This is a genomic window from Saccharopolyspora sp. 6M (genome assembly GCF_020176775.1).
GTDB lineage: Bacteria > Actinomycetota > Actinomycetes > Mycobacteriales > Pseudonocardiaceae > Saccharopolyspora_C > Saccharopolyspora_C gregorii.
Map to the genome: position 1 here is coordinate 1 of NZ_JAIUJZ010000218.1, position 18,744 is coordinate 18,744.

Sequence of the window (18,744 nt, forward strand, 5' to 3'; positions counted from 1 at the left end):
GCACGCGGACGACGTCCGGGACCGGCGGCGCCGGGAGCGCGAGGCGGTCGCCGTGCTCGTCGCCGACCCGTGGCCGCGGGCCCCCCCCCCCCCCCGGCCGGGGGGGGGGGGGGGGGGGGGGGGGGGGGGGGGGGGGGGGGCGCCCCCCGCCCCCCCCGGAACCCCACCCGGGCCGCGGCCGGGGATCCGCGGTCGTCCTCGGGTGGGGTGGTCGCGGCGCGCACCGAGCACCCGGGTTCCGAGCGCGGAGCGGAACCGGCGGACGAGGTGCGGCGGCATTCGCGACATACCCCGACCGTCGGCGCCCGATCGCCGCAGGTTGATGTTGATGCGTGGCCTGCGCATGCGCGTCCGCTCATGCGCATGGCACGCGATCAGCGGTGGAGCATGTCCTGGTAGGACGCTTGGAGTTCTGGAGCGGCCGGGGACCGGGCGGCGGTCACGGTGCTGACGACTTCGGCGATGCGCCACCAGTTCGACGGCGCGACCTGCCCGGTGTCGATCGCGGCGCGGGCCGCCGCGGCGGCCTCGTCCAGTCGCGACTTCTTCGCGCTGATCAGCGCCAGGTCCATCTGCGCGGCCGCGTACCGGCGAGCTCGCGGGTTGGGGCCGGTTCCGGTCGGCGCGAACATCTCGACGGCGCGGCGGGTGCTGCGCTCGGCCTCGTCGTCGCCGAGCCACGCCAAGGTGGTGGCGGTGAACGAGTCGGTCTTCGCGGGATCGAACCGGTAGTGGTGTTCCGCCTGCACCGGGACTCCTTTGCGAGCGGAGAGGACGTGCGCGGATTCCAGGTGCCGGTAGGTCGCGTCCGCGGCGCCGAGGCGGGCTTGGACGCGGGCGAGCTGCACGGTCGCCTGGATCTCCGCCGACCCGCCGGCCGGGGCGTGCTCCAGCGCCGCGGTGGCCAGCCGCAGCGCCGTGCGGAAGTCGCCGGTGTTGAGCACACGCCACGCATCGGTTTCGAAGCACCAGGCCAGCGCCTCGTCGTCCCCGGCGTGCCGGGCGAGGGCCGCGGAGCTGCGCAGCCACGCGGAGGCGCGCGCGTGCTCGTTGAGGTCGATGTGCAACGTGGCCCGCAGCAGCGCCAGCCAACCGCCGAGGCCCACCAACCGCCGATGTTCGGCGAGCGTCTTCCGCGACGCGTCGAGGAGCCCCTGCACGTGGTCCAGGTGCTCGGCGACCTGCGGCAGCAGCACGGCCGGATCCTCGGCGCAGTAGTCGGTGGCGGCGGTGTCGAACGCGGCTTCCAGCAGGTCGAGGACGTCCCCGCCGAGGTCGGAAGCTCCGGCTCGCCGAACCAGTTCGAGCGCCTGCGCGTTCCCGTCGTCGCCGCCGCCGGTGGTGCGCGCCAACCGACCGCCTGCGGCGAGGAGCTGTTCCAAGGCGTGGACCACCTGGTCGTCCGGGTGCTGCCGGTCGCTCTCGTACCGCGAGATGTCGCTCTGCCCCAGGTGGACCTGCTGCGCCAGTTGCAGCTGCGTCAGCCCCGCGGCGCGGCGGAGGCGCCGCAGCGCCTGCCCGAAGCTCTCAGCCATCGTTCGCCCCTTCCCCGCCGGGCGGCCCGGCGAGCGGCCCACCTTGCCACCCGTGCGCCCGATCCTCGGCGGACTCGGCCGGGCGAGATCGACTCCGCAGCCGATCAGTCGACCGCGACCGGCCCCAGCAGGTCCCAGCGGTTTCCCGCGATGTCCAGGAAGACCGCCACGCGGCCGTAGGGTTCGCTGCGCGGGGGCCGCACGAATTCGACCCCTGCCGCCCGCAGCCGCGCGAGGGCGGCGTCGAAGTCGTCCACGCGCAGGAAGAACCCGACCCGCCCTGCGGTCTGCTCGCCGACCGCGGCGGACTGCCGTTCGCCGTCCGCACGGGCCAGCAGGATTCCGGTCGCGGCACCGGGCGGCCGCACGACGACCCACCGCTTCGCCCGGCCGTCGCCGGTGGTCGCGGGCGAGTCCTCGACGAGCCCGAATCCCAAGGTGCCGGTGAAGAACTCGATCGCCGGGTCGTAGTCGTCGACGACGATCGTCACGAGGTCCAGGTGCACGGCGTCCTCCTGAGCGGATCGCCGACCAGCTTCGCGCACGGCAGGACCCTTCCGCAACGGCCCCGGACAGCAGGAAACCCCCTGTGGGGAGGGGGTTTCCTTCGGCTCGGCCGGACCGTCGGCGCACTGGTGCCGAAGCCGTGGATCGGCGCGGACCACGGCACCGGCCCGGCCTGCGCGCGGGGCGGCCGATCAGCCGGCGGGCGTGGTCGTGCACTCCACCGTCGGCTCGGCCTCGGTGCCGGAGGCGACGCAGTCGACGCCCTCGCCGTCCTCGGGGATCGGGTAGCTGAACACGATCGGCCCGTCCGCCTCGTCACCGACGGAGAACTTCAGGACGGTCGGCTGCCACGATTCGCTGCCGTGCAGGGTCTTCGAGTAGTACGTGGTGCCGGGCTCGACGGTGGTGCCGAAGCCTTCACCGTCGTCGGTGAGCTCGCGGACGTGCAGCCGGTAGTCCCCGGCGGTGTACTTGCCCTCGCCCTCGTGTCCCGGTTCGGCGTGGTGCGAGTTCTGGACCTGGGAGGGGACCTGTTCCAGGTTCACGGCCGCGGCGATACCCCCGCCGACCACCAGCACCGCACCGGCCACGAGGCCGGAGACCACGACGTTCTTGGCATTGATCCGCATTACGGCTCCTCGCATTTCATCCGGCCCGAGCACCGTCGCGGCGGTGTCGGAATTCCGATCACCAAGCCTGGCGCGGCGCGCGATCGGCCACCTCGGCCGAGAGGCCGGTTCGAAACGCGGAAAACCAGCCGATCGGCCGGGACGGCCTCTTCGGAGCCTTTCCGAAAAGCAGGGAAACCGTTGCGAACGGCGGTTTCCCGCTCGCCCGGAAGCGCATCCGAAAAGTTCCTGTCCGTCGATCGTCGGATTCGGCCGACGAAATACCTGCGGTACCGGTCCGCTTCCCGCAGCGTGCCGATGGTCCTTTCAGGTGATCCCAGCGGTAAACGGAGTAGTGGGGGCTCCGGTTGACGAAGATCGGCCCCTTCGTGCATCGAGGGACAAGGGGCGGGCGTTGCCGGAGGGCTTCTACACGGATCGACAAGGCCGGGTTCGGCCGATCAACGGCAAGAAGGGCCGCGGCGGATTCGTCGCCGCCGCCGGTGCGACCGCACTCGCGGTCACCGCCGTCGCCGGTGGCGGTGGGGCTACCGGCGGGGTGAGCTCCGTGGCGGGTGAGCAGGTCGCGGTCCGCGTCAGCAACGCGAAGCAGGCGGCGCGCAACGGGCAGTCCGACAAGGCCTGGCAACGGATGCGGCTGCGGGTCCGCGAGCAACGATCCCCGGATCATCAGCTGGACTGCATCGTGCATTCCTTCGGACAGGTGCAGGAGTTCTTCGTCGGGCACCCGTGCCGCTCCCTGACGAGGACCGTGATTCCGCTCGCCGACGAACAGGGCGGCACCGCGGTCGTGTCGATCGCCTGGGTGCGGACCGGCAGCACACGGGATGCGCGCGCGCTGAACCGGCTGGACCGCCGGGACGGGACCGGGGACATCAGGGCGCTGGGCAGCAGCGTCCTCGCCGCGCGGGGCGTGTCCTTCACCGGCGAGCACTACGAGTCCACCGCGAAGGGCACCCTGTTCGTGCGAGCGGAGGCGGCACCGATGAGCGGGAACCTCCCGCCGGCGCTCCTGGACGGGATGGCCGAGGTGGCGGTGCTGCTCCCGCGGCCGTAGCCGGGACGGGAGTCGGTGCCGACGTGCTCGACGGTGCGGTCGGTGGCAGAGCGATCAGGTCGGCGGGGAGGCCCGATCGCCATCACCCGACCCCGGACAGCAAGAAACCCCCTGCGACTAAGTAGGGGGTTTCCAGCTGTCTCGACCAGACGTGCGCCCGAAGGGATTCGAACCCCTAACCTTCTGTTCTGGTGTCCGTGTCGCTCGACATCTTCCGTCGCTTGGCGACAACCCCGGTCACCTGCGTGAACGCCGTGATCCGAGCTGGGGTCACCTGCCGTCATCTGACGTCGTCGAACGTCGATAGTTGGCACTTCGTTGGCAAATGCATCCGGGCTATCTCCACGCTTGTGGAGAGCACTGGACCTGTACAAGAACCCGGTGCCGTGACGGGCCACCTCCACGCGTGTGGAGAGCACCCCGGCGAGCACCTGCGGTTGACCGGGGAAATCGGACCACCTCCACGCGTGTGGAGAGCACATCCACCGGCCGATCCGCCCCGCGTGACGGGACGGACCACCTCCACGCGTGTGGAGAGCACGTGGCTCCGGGAGGAACTCGCGCGGCCACTGGCGGACCACCTCCACGCGTGTGGAGAGCACACGCAGGCCCGCAGCGGTCGCGGTGACGGCCGCGGATCACCTCCACACGCGTGGAGAGCACTTGCGCCGGTCGTTTCGGCGCCCGAACAGCCCCGGATCACCTCCACACGCGTGGAGAGAGCACGTCCGCCACCACGAGCAGATCCCGTCGACGCCCGGATCACCTCCACACGCGTGGAGAGCACTGAGTCCTACGTGTCGCCCAAGCTCCTCGATCCGGATCACCTCCACGCGTGTGGAGAGCACGCACCGAGTCCGGCGCGCAGCCGGGTCCAGTACGGATCACCTCCACGCGTGTGGAGAGCACGCGGTGCTGACCCCGACCTGATACCCGATCTCCGGATCACCTCCACGCGTGTGGAGAGCACCCAGAAGCCGCCGAAACAGTCTGTTGCCGGTACGGATCACCTCCACGCGTGTGGAGAGCACAACTGGTCGGCCACCAACGACGACCAGCTCACCGGATCACCTCCACGCGTGTGGAGAGCACACAGCGCCATGACGCTGAAGACGTAGCTGAGGCGGATCACCTCCACGCGTGTGGAGAGCACGCCGACCTGGAGCGCATCGAGCGGGCCGCCGCCGGATCACCTCCACGCGTGTGGAGAGCACTCCTCGAACACCCCACCGGACGTACCAGCGGACGGATCACCTCCACGCGTGTGGAGAGCACAGCGCGCGGCGCGCCGGAAACAGCTCGAACGGCGGATCACCTCCACGCGTGTGGAGAGCACCCTTCGCGAGCTGGGGTTTTAGAGCGGCCGTTGTTCGTTTTCAAGGTGCGGCATCACGCAGACCGTAGCGCACGGAAAGGGTCGTTCCCGGTGACCACGGCCAGGCAACCCGCTACGCCAGGCGAGTCGAGGCCGCCCGTAGGAAGTGGCAAGCCGACCACCCTGATAGAGCGACCACAACCGCTTGTGAGATCACCCAGCCGACCACCTCGCAGAGATCTCTGCTCCTAGCATCACGCGGCCCCTGCGTGGTTCCTGGCCGCCTGCCTTCCATCTCGCGCCCCGGACGCCGGGGGGCGCCGGGACCGGCGCCAGCCGCACGCCCGGCGACCCCCGGCCTGGCCGGGGCTTGCATTCAGCTGGCAGGGGGGCCCCCCCGGGGGGGCCCGGGGGGGGGAAAAAAACCCCCCCCCCCCGGGGGGGGGGGCCCGGGGCGCCGCGTGCGGGGGATCGCGGGTTTTTCATGGAGGTGTGTCGTGAGCGTCGATACCGAACAGGGGCGAACCAGCACGCCGGTGGACGTGCGGATCATGACCCGTGCGGAGCTGGCGTTGCACGGGGTCCGGCTGGACGCCGAGGTCGCGCGTCCCGCCGGCGCAGGGCCCAGCGACGACGGCCACGTCCTCGTCGACGGCGCCGGTGCCGCGTTGCCCACCAACCCCGCCAGCCCGTACTCGGTGCGCGACGGTCGGGTCTGGCTGGGGGAGGAGGACGTCGGAGTCGAACTCGCTCCGGTGCGCAGGCCCAATTTCTACGACCTGAGCACCGCCGAAGGCGTGAGCTACGAGCGGATCGCCCGGCTGCACGGCGCTGACGTGCTCGCCACCACCGTGGTGCAAACCTGCATCCGCTACGCCGAATCCGACCGCTGCCGCTTCTGCACCATCGAGGAATCGTTGCGCGGTGGCGCCACCGTGGCGGCGAAGACTCCCGCGCAGCTGGCCGAGGTGGCCGAGGCGGCCGTTCGGCTCGACGGGGTGCGGCAGATGGTGATGACCACCGGCACCACCACGGGGCCGGACCGCGGTGCGCGAAACCTGGTGCGCTCTGTCCGCGCGGTGCTCGCGGCGGTGCCCGGTCTACCGATTCAGGTGCAGTGCGAACCACCCGGTGAACTCCGCTGGATCGGTGAGCTCAAGGACGCCGGGGCCACGGCGATCGGCATTCACGTCGAAGCCCTCGACGAGCGGGTGCGGCGCCGGTGGATGCCCGGGAAGTCGCAGGTTCCGCTGAGCGAGTACGAAGCGGCGTGGGACGAGGCCGTGCTCGTCTTCGGCCACAACCGGGTGTCCACCTATCTGCTGGTCGGCCTCGGGGAGGACCCCGACGAGCTGATCGACGGCGCCGCCGGGCTCATCGAGCGGGGCGTGTACCCGTTCGTCGTCCCCTTGCGGCCGATGGCGGGCACACTGGCCGCCCGTGACGGCGTTGAGGCGCCCAGCGCCGAGTTGCTGGCCTACGTGACGGACGCGGTGGCCGGGCTGCTCAGGCGGGCCGGAATGTCGGGTGCGGATCAGGGCGCGGGGTGCGCGGCCTGCGGTGCCTGCTCGGTGCTGAGGACGGCGGGAGGATGAGTGTGATCGCCTACGAAGAGCTGCTTCCGCCCGGAGGCCCGCCGATGCCGGACGTCCTGTCGCTGCTCGGTGACCGCGCGACCCTGTCCGGGCAGCCACCGTTTCGAATCGAAGCGGCCGACGCCGGGGCCCTCGCCGCGTACCGACGCCTGCGGCACCAGGTGTTCGTGCGGGAACAGGGCCTCTTCGCCGGAACCGACCGGGATGATCGGGACGATGATTCGCGGACGGTCGTCCTGGTGGCCCGCTCCGGCGATGGTGGAGTGCTCGGGGGAGTCCGGCTCGGTCCGGCGACCGACGGCCCTGATATCGGTTGGTGGTACGGCGGAAGACTGGTCGTCGATGGTGCGGTGCGCGGAACGCGCGGAGTGGGTCCGGCGCTGGTGCGCGCCGCCTGCGCGCACGCCGAGGCCGCCGGTGCGCTGCGGTTCGACGCGACGGTGCAAGTGTGCAACGAGCCCCTGTTCGCACGACTGGGCTGGGACCGGGTTCGCGAGGTCGACGTGGCCGGTGTGCCGCACACGTTGATGCGCTGGCCCGTGCGTCGCGTGCACGATCTCGTGGAGGCGACCAAAGCTCCGCTGGGGCCGCTGCTGGACGCGGCCACCGGACCTCCTGGTGCATTCGGCGGCGCCGGATTCGTGGGTGACGACGGAGCCCCGGTCCCGGGCAGTGACCTGGTGGCGGCGTGTGACGCGATCGTCCCGGCGATGGTCGAGCGCGACCCGGAGTGGGCCGGTTGGTGCGCGGTACTGGCCAACGTCAACGACCTCGCCGCGATGGGAGCGGAACCGGTCGGGCTGCTCGACGCGATCGGTGCCAGGAACACCGCGCACGCCGGACGCCTGGTCGCCGGGCTGCGGCGTGCTGCGGACGCCTACGGCGGGATTCCGCTGCTCGGCGGGCACACGCAGCTCGGCGTGCCCGGCTCGTTGTCCGTCACCGCGCTCGGGCGCACCGCCCATCCCGTCCCGGGCGGCGGTGGCCGCGCGGGACACGAGGTCCGGCTGACCGCGGACCTCGGCGGTGGCTGGCGCCACGGCTACCGAGGTCGGCAGTGGGATTCCACCAGTCACCGGCGCACGCCAGAACTGCGCGCCATGCTCGGCGCGGTGGCCGCCGCGAGACCGGCGGCGGCCAAGGACGTCTCGATGGCCGGGGTCGTGGGCACCCTGGGCATGCTCGCTGAAGCCAGCGGGTGTGCGGCGGTACTCGACGTCGCCCGCGTGCCGCGCCCCGCCGGAGCGACGTTGGGCGACTGGCTGACGTGCTTCCCCGGCTTCGCAGTCCTCACCACCGATGACGCGGGGAGCGACCCGCTGCCGGCGGGACCCGCCACCGGTGCCACGTGCGGAGAACTGGTGCGGGGCGGGGGCGTCGGGTTGCGGTGGCCCGACGGCGAGATCACAGCAGCGATCACCACGACGGTGACTGGAATGGGGGATGCATGAGCACGTTGCGCCTTGCCGCCGTCGCCGCCGAATTCGGCCGCGACCTGGAACAGGACTTCCTGATCGTCGAGAAGCTCGTCGAGCGGGCTCGGTCCGCGGGTGTCCAGCTGCTGGCCCTGCCGGAGGCATGTCTCGGCGGTTACCTGCTCGGTCTCGACGGCTCCGCCGCCGACGACCCGGGACCTCCCGCGCTGGAGCTGGACGGGCCCGAAGTGCGGCGGCTGGCCGCTCTCGCCGGGAACATGACCGTCGTAGCCGGATACTGCGAGCGGGCCGGGGACCGGAAGTTCAACAGCGCGGTCTGCGTCAGCGGCGACGGCGTGCTCGGCAACCACCGCAAGGTGCATCAGCCGCTGAGCGAGAACGCCAGCTACGACTCCGGCGACTCCTTCCACGCCTTCGACACGCCCGCCGGACGGCTGGGCATGCTGATCTGCTACGACAAGGCGTTCCCCGAAGCGGCTCGCGCGTTGGCTCTCGACGGTGCGGAGATCGGGGTCTGCGTGTCCGCTTGGCCGGGGTCGCGCACCAACGCCGCGGCGGATCTCGCGCAGGACCGGTGGAAGCGCCGCTTCGACCTGTTCGACCGGGCCAGGGCTTTGGAGAACCAGGTGCTGTGGCTTTCGGCGAACCAGGCGGGAACCTTCGGTTCGCTGCGCTTCGTCGGCAGCGCCAAGGTCGTCGATCCTGGAGGCGAGGTGCTCGCCGACACCGGAGTCGAAGGAGGGGTCGCGGTCGCTGACGTCGACGTCGACCGCGCGCTCGAAGCGGCGCGCAGGCACATGGGACACCTCCGCGACCGGCGGCCCGATGCCTACCTGGCTGGCGCGGGCCTGTCATGAGCCTGGTCCGCATCGGCGCTGCGGCAGCGCATTTCGGACGTGACCTCGAATTCGACCTGGCTCGCATCGCCAAGCTGATCGACGATGCTCGTCTGGCCGGTGCCGGGTTGCTGGTCCTGCCCGACGCCGCCCTCGGCGGCTACCTCGCGGAGCTGCGTCACCCCGGCGCGGACGCGCTGCCGCCCGCGCTCGCTCCCGACTCGCCGATGATCCGGCGAGTCGCCTCGCTGGCTGCCGACATGGTCGTCTGCGTCGGCTACTGCGAGGACGGCGGCGACGTGCGCTACAACGCCGCGGTGTGCGTCAACGGGGACGGTGTGCTCGGCAGGCACCGCAAGGTGCACCTGCCCGCTGGTGAGACGCAGGTCTACTCGCCGGGCGAGTCCTTCGCGGCATGTGACACCCCGATCGGCAGGGTGGGCATGCTCATCGACTACGACAAGACCTTCCCCGAAGCCGCGCGGTCGTTGGCGCTGGATGGTGCGGAGGTGCTGGCCTGTCTATCGGCTTGGCCGACCAGCATCACCAATCGCGCACCGCGAATGGCCCAGGACCGGCAGGCCAAGCTCTTCGACCTCTACGACCAGACGCGCGCGGCGGAGAACCAGGTCGTGCTCGCTTCGTCCAACCAGACGGGGACCACGGGTGCTATGCGGTTCTTGGGCCAGGCGAAGGTCGTCGGACCCGGCGGGGACGTCCTGGCCCGCACCTGGTCCAAAGCAGGGCTCGCCATCGCCGAGGTCGATGTGGCGGCTGAAATCGAACGTGCCCGGCGAGTGCTGCACCACTTGGGCGAGCTGCGGCCGTCGTCCTACCGCGGGGGTGGCAGATGAAGATCGCGTTGGTGAGCTACTCGACCAAACCGCGTGGCGGTGTGGTGCACACGCTGGCACTGGCCGAAGCGCTGGCGGCAGCAGGCGAGGATGTGGCGGTCTGGACTCTGGGACGCGGCGGTGACACCGGATTCTTCCGGCCGGTCCACGACGCCGTCGAGGTGCGGATCGTTCCGTTTCCCGACCGGCCGGGCGGCGAAACGGTGGGCGAGCGGGTGTTGCGCTCGATCGAGGCGCTCGGTGCGGCGTTCACCCCGGACGAGTACGACGTGGTGCACGCCCAGGACTGCATCAGCGCCAACGCGGTCGGCGACTGCGTGCGCACGGTGCACCACATCGACCACTTCAGCACACCGGAGCTGGCAGCCTGCCACGAGCGCGCCATCATCACCCCGCACTCGCACGTCTGCGTCTCGCACTCGGTCGCCGACGAGCTGAGTGCGGGATGGGGCGTTGAAGCCGAGGTGATCCCGAACGGGGTCGCCTACGAGCGGTTCGCCGATACCACCGAACAGGACCGGCGGTACTGGACCGACAGGCTGGGCCGCTACGTGCTCACCGTCGGCGGAATCGAGCCGCGCAAGGGATCGCTGGATCTGTTGGAGGCATACGTGCTGCTGCGCGAGCGGCAACCCGATGTCGCACTGGTCATCGCAGGCGGCGAAACCCTCTTCGACTACCGCGACTACCGGCGGCGCTGGGAGGACCGCGCGGTGGAGCTCGGCGTCGAACCGGTGGTGCTGGGACCCGTCGCCGAGCACGAACTTCCCGGCTTGGTCGCCGCCGCGAGCGCCTTCGCGTTCCCGTCCACCAAGGAGGGATTCGGATTGGCCGCGATGGAAGCGTTGGCGGCCGGAACTCCATTGGTAGTGCGAGAGCTCCCGGTGCTGAAGGAGGTTTTCGGTGCCGCGGCTCGTTTCGCCGACGGGGCGGAGTCCTTCGCGGCCGAGCTCGCGGCCGCGCTGGCCGATGACGACCTGGATCGCCGGGAGGCCGGGCGAACGCTGGCCGCCGCGCACACGTGGCAGACAGCGGCCGAGCGCCACATCGCGTTCTACCGCTCCCTCAGGCGGGGTCGTTCCTGAGCGGAGCGGCCCCGCGTGCTTCCCTGGCCACGATCTTCTCTGAACCCGATGGTTCGAGCGGCCGCGCAGGATGACCTCTCCTAGTGTTGCGATCATGACCGAGGACTACTTGACCGATTGGAACGCCGATGGGGTGGCGGAGCGCTTCGCGGAGTTCGACACCGCGCTGTGGTGGCGGCTTGGTTATCGCGCCCTGCCGCAGTTGCTCGCACCTGACCGGTTCGACGGAGAGCGCCCGACCTTACTGGACCTGGGGTGCGGGGACGGGACGGTCACGTCATGGATCGCGCAGCACACCGCCAGCGCCGTGGTCGGCGTGGATCGATCGTCGGTGATGATTCGCGCGGCTCGGCGCGGTGCGGACCCGGCGGGACACACCAGGTTCATCCACAGGCCGGCAGACCGCACCGGTCTCCCCACCGACTCCATCGATGCGGCGTGGGCCGCTTTCCTGGCGGTGTGCTTGCCGGACATGGCAGCACTGCGGGCAGTGGTCGCCGAACTCGCACGCGTAGTACGGCCCGGGGGGCGCGTGGTGCTGCTCGACAGCCATCCCGACACCACGGGAGTGGATTTCGGAGACCTGGTACAGGGCGAACTAGACGTGAGCTATTCCGAAGGGGATCGGCTCCCGGTCCGGATGCGGCGGCAGGACGGCAGCTGGAGCTCGATCACCGACACCTACTGGTCGCGCGCCACTTACGATTCGGTGCTGGGCGAGGCCGGGTTCGAGGACCTCGAGCAGTGCGAGCCGCTGCTGGACCCTGCTAACGGGGCGGAGGGCGATCCGGTTGAGCCGGAACGACGGCAGCGATGGCACGCAGCGACGGCACGACCCCCGTTCCTGATCGTGAGCGCCCGCAGACCGCTTGTCAGGAGCTAGGCCGAGCCGGACTGCGTGCATCACAGCGTCCGAACCGCGGACCCGGCACCCGACGGCAGCCGGGGCGGAGGATGCCGCGTGCTCGTCGGGACGGTGATCGATGCTTCCTGGAAGGGCACAGGGCATTCGTTTTCCTCAGCGGGCGGCCAGATGAGCCATTCTCCCGCCGTGGCAGAGGCATTGGTACCCGGTAGACTCAGGCCAGCGGGATGACGTGCGGAGCAATTCGAGCGCAGCGTCCGCCGAACTCCGCAACAGTGGATGTGCGCAACGCGATGGGCATGATCCGGACGCCGCAATTTCGGCAAGGCGGGAGTAGGACCGCCCCTGTGACCTGCGCACCCGGGTGCCCGCGAGGCATAGCTCGCCGTCACCGGATGCGATGAAAAGGATGGAACCGACCGGTGAACCGAGCTTCCGCCTGAACGGATGCTCGCTCAGGCCGGATGTGAACCCGCGGTCCGCCGCGGACGGGGCAGGCAGGAGAACGAACCGATGTCGTGGAGGTGGCCCCGCACGGCTTGGCTCGTCATGTCAGTGGTGGCCGTGCCCACCGCGCTGGTCATGTCAGGCGCGCTCGCGGAACCCGTTAGGTGGGCCGTAGCGGATTTCACGGGCCTCGTCGGTGCCCTCGCGGCCGCCGTCGCGTTCGCCTGGACTGGCCGAGCACCTTTCGCGTCGGGCACGGGTCGGTGGTGGCGGCCGCTCATGGCCCTCGCCCTCTTCGGTTGGGGCGTGGGGCAAGCCGTATGGACGTGGCATCGCAGCGTGGACATGCGGGCAGCGACCTTCCCGGATGTCGAGAACGCGCTCTACCTGGGACTGCCGGTGTTCACCTTCTTCGCATTGCTGCACATCGCCAAGAACGAGCATGCCCGCACCGGTTCCACCGACGCCATCACGCGCCCGCGCGTCCTGGTGATCGACGGATTGATCGTGGCGACCAGCTTGCTCGGCCTGGTGTGGCAGGTCACGTTCGGTGCTGCCGTGGAACGCGGATCCGCCAGTCTCGGCGAGGTGTTGCTGGCGGCGTCCTATGCGGTGGCCGATCTCGTCCTCATCGTCCTCGCAGTGCTCATATCGGTCCTGTTGCGTCGCAGCTGGCGACTTCCGCTGGCGTGGCTGCTGGCCGGGCTCATCGCGATCGGTGCTTCGGACGCCCTCTACGCGTTTTCCATCAGCAACAACAGCCCTGCTCCGCCGAACGTTGCCGATGTGGGGTACATGATGGCGCCCTACCTCATGCTTGTCGCCGCGCTCGCCCCGGAGAACGGACTGTCCCGCGTGGCGACCAACCTCCCCCCACTCGTCCTTCCCTACGTCCCGCTGGCGGCGGTGTGCGCGTTCACTGCCGTGCGAGCGACCATCGACAGCCCGCGTCCCGCGGAGGTCTACTTCCTCGTCGGGGTCGTCGGCCTGGTCGTGGTGCGACAGCTCATGACGGCGCGTCGGCTGCAGGAGGTCCATCAGCGTTTGCGTCACCTCGCTACGCACGATCCGCTTACCGGGGTGGCGAACCGGACACTTCTGCTGGACGTCCTCGGACAGGCCCTACCTCAGGCCCACGCCCAGCACACCGCCCTCGGCCTGCTTTACATCGACCTGGACCAGTTCAAGGAGGTCAACGACCGGTGGGGGCACCAAGCGGGCGACACCGTGCTGCTGGCGACGGCTACCAAGCTACGAGCTGAACTCGACGGTAGGGCCACCCTCGCCCGCCTCGGCGGGGACGAATTCGTGGTCCTGCTCAACCCGGCACCCGCCGACCCGGAAGCGCTGTGCTCCCGGCTCCGCGAACGCCTGGCCGAACCAATTCTGCTGGACGGCGAGAAGTACCGGATCACCGCCAGCTTCGGGTACGTCCCGCTCGAACCGAACGACACGGCGCACCACGCGCTCAGCCGAGCCGATGCGGCGATGTACTCGGCCAAGCGGGCTGAACGGCCGGAAGGTTAGGCAGCGTGCCGCGGCTGAGGTCTTCGTCTGGGGGTGACTCGACTCCGAGTTCTTCATCGACCCGTCATGTGAGGCCCGTGATCAGGTAGAACGGCGCGTGAACGGCTGGTTGGGAGGAGGATTGCGCGAGCGTGCGGGCCAGCGGCACGTCCATCCGGTCCACCGTGAACCCGGCGGACTCCAGCATTCCGCGAACTGATCCGACCGGTCGGTGAAGCCGACGGGAGCGCGTCCACGTGCCGTCGCGCCGTTGGAGGCTGAGGGGCACCACCTCGCCTGGACGGGGAGATCGGCCGGGTGGGCCGTAAACGACCCCTGGGAAGTGGATGCCGACGGCCGAAGGGTTGATATCGAGGACGGTGAAGCGGGAACCGGGCCGCAGGACGCGCAAGACTTCGGAGAAGAGTTCCTCGACCAGATGGTCGAGGAACTCACAGCTGACGACGAAACCTGCGTAGGCGGCGTCGGCGGAGGAGTCCGGGATGCCGGGCAGGGATCCTCGTGGGGTTCGTCGATACCGGACTCCGGGCGTCGGTCTCTCCTCGGCCGTTCTGATCATCGCTGGCGAAGGGTCCGTTCCGAGCACCTGCGCGCTATGAGCAGCGGCCAGCCAGCGCGCGGACTTGCCCGTGCGGCAGCCGACGTCGAGGACTCGGTCGCCGGGCACGATGCGCAGATGGTCGGGTAGGTGGCGGTACCCGTGGTCCCACCAGAACGCGTCGTCGAGCGCGTCGTAGTCGTCGACCTCGGACTGCACGCTGCGGATCGACGACGTCGACTCATCGAATGCGGACGGCTCGAGCATGTGGAAAAAGGTCACTGGCCGCACTCCCCTCAGTCCCTCGGCCGACGAGCGAACGAATCGGTGTTCCGCGCGGCGATGCCGCCTCGGATTTCCTCCGCCCTTGTCGATGCGAGCAGCTCGCGCGGTCTCTCGCCACTGTGATGCGACGCACTGCTCGGCGACCGATCCGCGCAACGTGCGCCGATGTGCGATCCGACCTCGCCCGGGCGCATCCTCCGTTGCCGCACACGGTCGCACCATCCGCCAGGGAAGTTCGAACGAGCGCTGTAGCACGAGAGCGACCCGGCCGATCTCGAAGTGGACAATATCTGCAGCGGTGGGTGTAGACATGACGCCATAGCGGTGCTAGCCTTCCTCTCAAGGAAGTAGAAGAGGATGTAGCAGCGCGATCGGTGATTGACGCGATGGTCGACCGGGCAGGCGGAGACGCGCAAAGCGGCCTCCGCCTCAGGGTCGAGTGAAGGTCATCTGCGGGTGCGGGAAGGGAGGTGTCGTATCGCAAGGTTCGGCGCCGCGTCGTCCTCGTGTTCGTTGGTGGATGAGCGGCAGTGGTAATTGACTGGAACATCTCCCTCCAGGCCCCGGTGTACCGACGGTGCACCGGGGCCCTTGTTCGCGAGGGGCCGGGAGGGTGTATGGGCGAGGAGCGCGCCGAGATCGAGGACAAGTTCGAGGACGCCGACTATCCGGCTTACACGATGGGCCGGGCGGCGGAGATGGTGGGCGTGACGCAGCCGTTCCTGCGGTCGTTGGAGGGGACGGGGCTGGTGGTTCCGGTGCGATCCGGCGGGGGGCATCGGCGGTATTCGCGTGCGCAATTGCGACGGGCGTCGCGGGTGCGTGAGCTGGTTGATCAGGGCATGCCGGTATGGGGTGCTTGCCGCATCATCGCGTTGGAAGATCAGCTCGCTCAGCTGGGTGCGGCGCCTGTGGAACAGCAGGGCTGAACCCTTCCTGCTGGGACGCGGTCGAGATCGCGCGTGGAGCGTAGCGGGCATGTTGCGGAGTTCACGTTTGGCGCATGCTCACACAAATGGCCGAAGATGGTTTCGATTGATCGCTCCGGACGCGGGGACCGACGTGCTCGTGCGCTAGTCATCGACGGCACGGGTTTCCGCAGTCTGAACAAACAGCAGATACCTTAAGAATCAATCCGGGGCCCAAGACCGGAGGCTGAACCGTCCGCGATGTATGAGTCGTGCCGAGTTGAGTCGGCTCCTGCTCCGTGGGGCCAGGTACCTGCCCTGCTTCCCGTAGCCGCCGAACGGTGACACAGCGGAGGTAGTTGTAGCCCGCGTCGCCTCGCGAGCGCGACCGCGGTGCCCTCAGCTCTGCTCGAAGCTGCGGTCATCGCTAGCAGCCGCTACTCGTGGACTTGCACGCAGCCGAATACTGCTGTCGATCAGCAGATAACTTTCGGGCCGATCGCACTTCCCCGCCTCAGTCGTGTGCGCGTGCGCCCGGTACGTACGCTGGGCTGGGAAGTCCCTCGACTGCATCGTAGTCTCTATGCGGACCATGAATTTCCGCCCCAGCATGCTTGCCGTCGCCGCAGCGAGCGGCCTGTCCATCATTTTCGCCAACACCACGATAGACGCGGCCAGCGTGCTCTGCCTGTTCGCCCTCAGCGCCTTATCACGGGTGTTTCGATGACGAACGGCGCCGTGACGCCATGGCCAGTCCGATCTCGGGCGTGGTCGGGTGAGCGGTCCGTCGGCCCGCAGGTCTCCCGGGTGCACTCGGCTTGCGAGGTCGCCGCGGAATCTCAGATGGGAGTGGTCGAGCTCTGCCGTGGGGTCTGTGGAGTTGCCGGTGTCGTTGACCGCGTCGTTGAGCAGTGCTGAGGAGCTGGTCAACATGCTCGACCGCGTCGATCTGCATAACGCCTACGACGCGGTATGGGTGCTCTGGCAGGCCGAGTTGTTGTACCACTGGACCACGGTGATGGCTGCGGAAGCGCCCGACTATCCGGGCTTGGCCGCGGGACTCGCTGAATTCGCCGTCACTGCTATCGAGCGAGTCCGTCACACCGAGACATGACGTTGCATGCTCCTTCGCTCACCCTGTCCTCAGGGGTACAACCTCATCTGGAAGCTGCGGGATGCGCGTGGGAGCGACAGTACCCATGCTGGACATTGCAAGACACCATGCCGAGCAGGACACGAGGGGGATGGCGATGTTGACAGCGTTGCGGAACTGCGGAGTCCGCTCAGACCACTTGTTCACGGCAGGAGTGGTATCGATCGGTTTGAGCGTGGCCAGTTGGGTGTCTTCCCGGAAAGCTGAGGACATCGCCCGTGCCGACAGGTGGGGCATCTTCGTTGGGGAGTGGGCGCCGGCGTTCTTCGCGCTCGGTGCTGCGCTTCGCATCGACGAAACGCGTCGGTAGGCCGCGATGCCGAGGGGCCCAGGACGTCGCACACCAGGCCCTTCGGCCATGAGTCGCGCTCTCCAACAGCGGACCTCGGAGTCGGCTGTCTACCCACCAGATAAGGGGCCTGGAAACGAGGCCGCCCTGTCCCGGCCCGCGCTGCTCATCCGGGAGTCCGCGACCTGCTCCGACACGTGCGTGCCCGGCGAAATGCTCTTGCCCGATTCAGGTCGTATGCGGTGATCATCACCAGAGTTTCGTCGCGCTGGTACTTCGCCGTCACCTCGGCGACGGTCACGGATCGGCGGTGTTTCTCGGCGGCTCTCGTGCGCTAGGTGTACATCATTTCCCTTTCGAAAGCGGCCGGAGCACCCGCAGCGGCGCCGACCGATGCTGACCGGCGTGGGACCGGAGGAGGCGGTAGTCGAGGCGCTGCGCACCGACGACTGGGTCGCGGTCGCGATCCCTTGGGTCGTCGACGAGACGCGTCAGCTGTTCCGTGCTCGGCCTCGCTTCTGGTCGCGGGCTGCGGCGGTGAGAACGTCGACCCGCTCGTGGCCTATCCGCCGACCGACGAAGGGGCGCATCACCAACTCGTCCCGGGTTCGATTTTCCGTTGCACGGTGGTCCTCGTACAAGTTCAGATGGCGATCTGATGGCGACGGGAACGCGGCTGAACGCGTGGCAACTAGTCTCGACGAGCAGGAACAAGGGCCGCTGACCTGCGGCGGAGCGCGAACGTGCTGGTCAGAAACGAGGGGCCACTACCTTGACACGGTAGAGGTTACTGGTTCAACCCCAGTATCGCGCACCAGCAGCTTGAGCAGGTTAGAACCCCTGTCGGTGATCTTCACCGGTGGGGGTTTTGTTGTGTCCGGTTGTGTGGTGACCGTGGTTTGACCGCGAGGAACGCGGCCTTTGCGGTGTTGGCGGTTCGTTTCCTTGCACAGCTGATGCGTGGCCGCAGTGCGGTGGGCTGTGGTTTTGAGCTTGAGCTGTGCTTGGGCGGGCGTGCGCGGCGATGGCGGCGCATGGGGTGTGCTGGGGTGACCGCTAGTTGGTTGGGTGCCGTGCCGCGAGTGCGGTGTCTTGGCTTGGTGAGTTGCGGATGCGGTGGAGTGCGTTGATTGCGGTGTTGTGTGCGTCGGGAAGGTTGTGGAGGTAGCGCTCGGTGGCGCGGAGGCTGGTGTGGCCGAGGCGTTCGCGGACGGTTTCAAGGTCGGCTCCGCCGGCGAGCATTTAGGAGGCGTTGGTGTGGCGGAGGTCGTGGATGCGGACGCGGTGGGTGAGGTGTAGGGCGGGGGCCCAGATCGTTTTGCGGAACCAGTTGCGGGCCAGGTGCCGGTTGGCGGGAGAGCGCGGCTGGTGGGCGGGCCGGTCGTGGCCGAGTGCGCGGCGGTGGCGCCGGTAGGTGGCGATGGCGTCGCGGCGGCATCCGGCGCTGTAGCGGCTGGCGGTGCCGTGTCCTTCGGGTGCTGCACCGCCTGTGGACGGGTTGGTGTCGTCCCGCGGGGGCGCCGCCGGGAAGCCCAATATGAGGTCGTCGGACGCCAGGTGGTGTTCGGTGAGGTGGTCGAGTAGTGCGTGGGTGAGCTCGGTGGTGAGGTGGAGCTGCCGGTACGCGGTGTTCTTGAGGTACTGCTTGATGCGGAAGCATTGGCCGTCCGGATCGGGGTGGCGGAGTTCGACGACGGCGCGGCTGATGGTCAGGACCCGGGTGGCGAGATGAAGGTCGTGGACGCGTAGTTCGGCGAGTTCGCCCCATCGGATGCCGGTTTCGAAGGCGACGTCGACGAGCAGTCGCCAGCGTGGCGCGGCGAGTGCCGTGTGGAGGGCGTCGTACTCGGCCGGGGTGAGGATGCGCAGGGGGCGTTTGGGGG

15 protein-coding genes and 1 CRISPR repeat array are annotated in these 18,744 nt (G+C 69.2%); of the genes, 10 read left to right on the forward strand and 5 right to left on the reverse strand.

The window, feature by feature from the left end:
• Positions 1 to 374: 374 nt before the first annotated feature.
• From LCD31_RS24605 to LCD31_RS24615, 3 genes are all read right to left on the reverse strand, one after another.
• Positions 375 to 1,535 (reverse strand): helix-turn-helix transcriptional regulator, encoded by a 1,161-nt coding sequence (locus tag LCD31_RS24605; RefSeq protein ID WP_224961773.1) that lies wholly within the window; start codon positions 1,533 to 1,535, stop codon positions 375 to 377.
• A 104-nt stretch (positions 1,536 to 1,639) separates the two neighbouring features.
• Positions 1,640 to 2,041, reverse strand: coding sequence for a VOC family protein (locus LCD31_RS24610; protein WP_224961775.1), 402 nt, complete (start codon positions 2,039 to 2,041; stop codon positions 1,640 to 1,642).
• Positions 2,042 to 2,233: 192 nt separating this feature from the next.
• On the reverse strand, positions 2,234 to 2,671 hold the full coding sequence (locus LCD31_RS24615) for a hypothetical protein (protein WP_224961777.1): 438 nt from the start codon (positions 2,669 to 2,671) through the stop codon (positions 2,234 to 2,236).
• Positions 2,672 to 3,065: 394 nt separating this feature from the next.
• On the opposite strand from LCD31_RS24615, the gene LCD31_RS24620 reads away from it, so the two are divergent.
• The 8 genes from LCD31_RS24620 to LCD31_RS29660 all read left to right on the forward strand — a co-directional run bounded on the left by LCD31_RS24620 (position 3,066) and on the right by LCD31_RS29660 (position 13,688).
• A complete protein-coding gene (locus LCD31_RS24620) occupies positions 3,066 to 3,728 on the forward strand; it encodes a hypothetical protein (RefSeq protein WP_224961779.1) in 663 nt (220 codons plus the stop codon).
• A gap of 337 nt (positions 3,729 to 4,065) precedes the next feature.
• Positions 4,066 to 5,064: direct repeats of the CRISPR family, unit length 24 nt; unit sequence CACCTCCACGCGTGTGGAGAGCAC.
• A gap of 476 nt (positions 5,065 to 5,540) precedes the next feature.
• Positions 5,541 to 6,638, forward strand: coding sequence for an MSMEG_0568 family radical SAM protein (locus LCD31_RS24625; protein ID WP_224961781.1), 1,098 nt, complete (start codon positions 5,541 to 5,543; stop codon positions 6,636 to 6,638).
• A complete protein-coding gene (locus LCD31_RS24630) occupies positions 6,635 to 8,089 on the forward strand; it encodes an MSMEG_0567/sll0787 family protein (RefSeq protein WP_224961783.1) in 1,455 nt (484 codons plus the stop codon). The genes LCD31_RS24625 and LCD31_RS24630 overlap by 4 nt, the downstream gene beginning before the upstream one ends.
• A complete protein-coding gene (locus LCD31_RS24635) occupies positions 8,086 to 8,931 on the forward strand; it encodes a carbon-nitrogen hydrolase family protein (protein ID WP_224961785.1) in 846 nt (281 codons plus the stop codon). Before LCD31_RS24630 ends, LCD31_RS24635 begins: the two co-directional genes overlap by 4 nt.
• A complete protein-coding gene (locus tag LCD31_RS24640; protein WP_224961787.1) occupies positions 8,928 to 9,764 on the forward strand; it encodes a carbon-nitrogen hydrolase family protein in 837 nt (278 codons plus the stop codon). Before LCD31_RS24635 ends, LCD31_RS24640 begins: the two co-directional genes overlap by 4 nt.
• Positions 9,761 to 10,849, forward strand: a complete 1,089-nt coding sequence (locus LCD31_RS24645) for an MSMEG_0565 family glycosyltransferase (protein ID WP_224961789.1) — start codon at positions 9,761 to 9,763, stop codon at positions 10,847 to 10,849. The genes LCD31_RS24640 and LCD31_RS24645 overlap by 4 nt, the downstream gene beginning before the upstream one ends.
• Positions 10,850 to 10,943: 94 nt before the next feature.
• The gene (locus LCD31_RS24650; RefSeq protein WP_224961791.1) at positions 10,944 to 11,732 is read left to right on the forward strand and encodes a class I SAM-dependent methyltransferase; all 789 of its coding nucleotides are present in this window, start codon (positions 10,944 to 10,946) and stop codon (positions 11,730 to 11,732) included.
• Between the two features lie 540 nt (positions 11,733 to 12,272).
• The gene (locus tag LCD31_RS29660) at positions 12,273 to 13,688 is read left to right on the forward strand and encodes a GGDEF domain-containing protein (protein ID WP_224961793.1); all 1,416 of its coding nucleotides are present in this window, start codon (positions 12,273 to 12,275) and stop codon (positions 13,686 to 13,688) included.
• Between the two features lie 64 nt (positions 13,689 to 13,752).
• On the opposite strand, the gene LCD31_RS24660 is transcribed toward LCD31_RS29660, so the two are convergent.
• Positions 13,753 to 14,508: a class I SAM-dependent methyltransferase gene (locus LCD31_RS24660; protein WP_224961795.1), complete on the reverse strand. Its 756-nt coding sequence runs from the start codon at positions 14,506 to 14,508 to the stop codon at positions 13,753 to 13,755.
• 620 nt (positions 14,509 to 15,128) lie between these two features.
• Between LCD31_RS24660 and LCD31_RS24665 the strand changes: the two genes are divergently transcribed.
• Both LCD31_RS24665 and LCD31_RS24670 read left to right on the forward strand, forming a co-directional pair.
• Complete coding sequence (locus LCD31_RS24665; RefSeq protein ID WP_224961796.1) at positions 15,129 to 15,440, forward strand: helix-turn-helix domain-containing protein; 312 nt, start codon at positions 15,129 to 15,131, stop codon at positions 15,438 to 15,440.
• An 865-nt stretch (positions 15,441 to 16,305) separates the two neighbouring features.
• The gene (locus LCD31_RS24670; RefSeq protein WP_224961797.1) at positions 16,306 to 16,533 is read left to right on the forward strand and encodes a hypothetical protein; all 228 of its coding nucleotides are present in this window, start codon (positions 16,306 to 16,308) and stop codon (positions 16,531 to 16,533) included.
• Positions 16,534 to 18,103: 1,570 nt separating this feature from the next.
• On the opposite strand, the gene LCD31_RS24675 is transcribed toward LCD31_RS24670, so the two are convergent.
• Positions 18,104 to 18,744: tyrosine-type recombinase/integrase (locus LCD31_RS24675; protein ID WP_224961798.1), on the reverse strand; the 641-nt coding region annotated here is incomplete at its 5' end.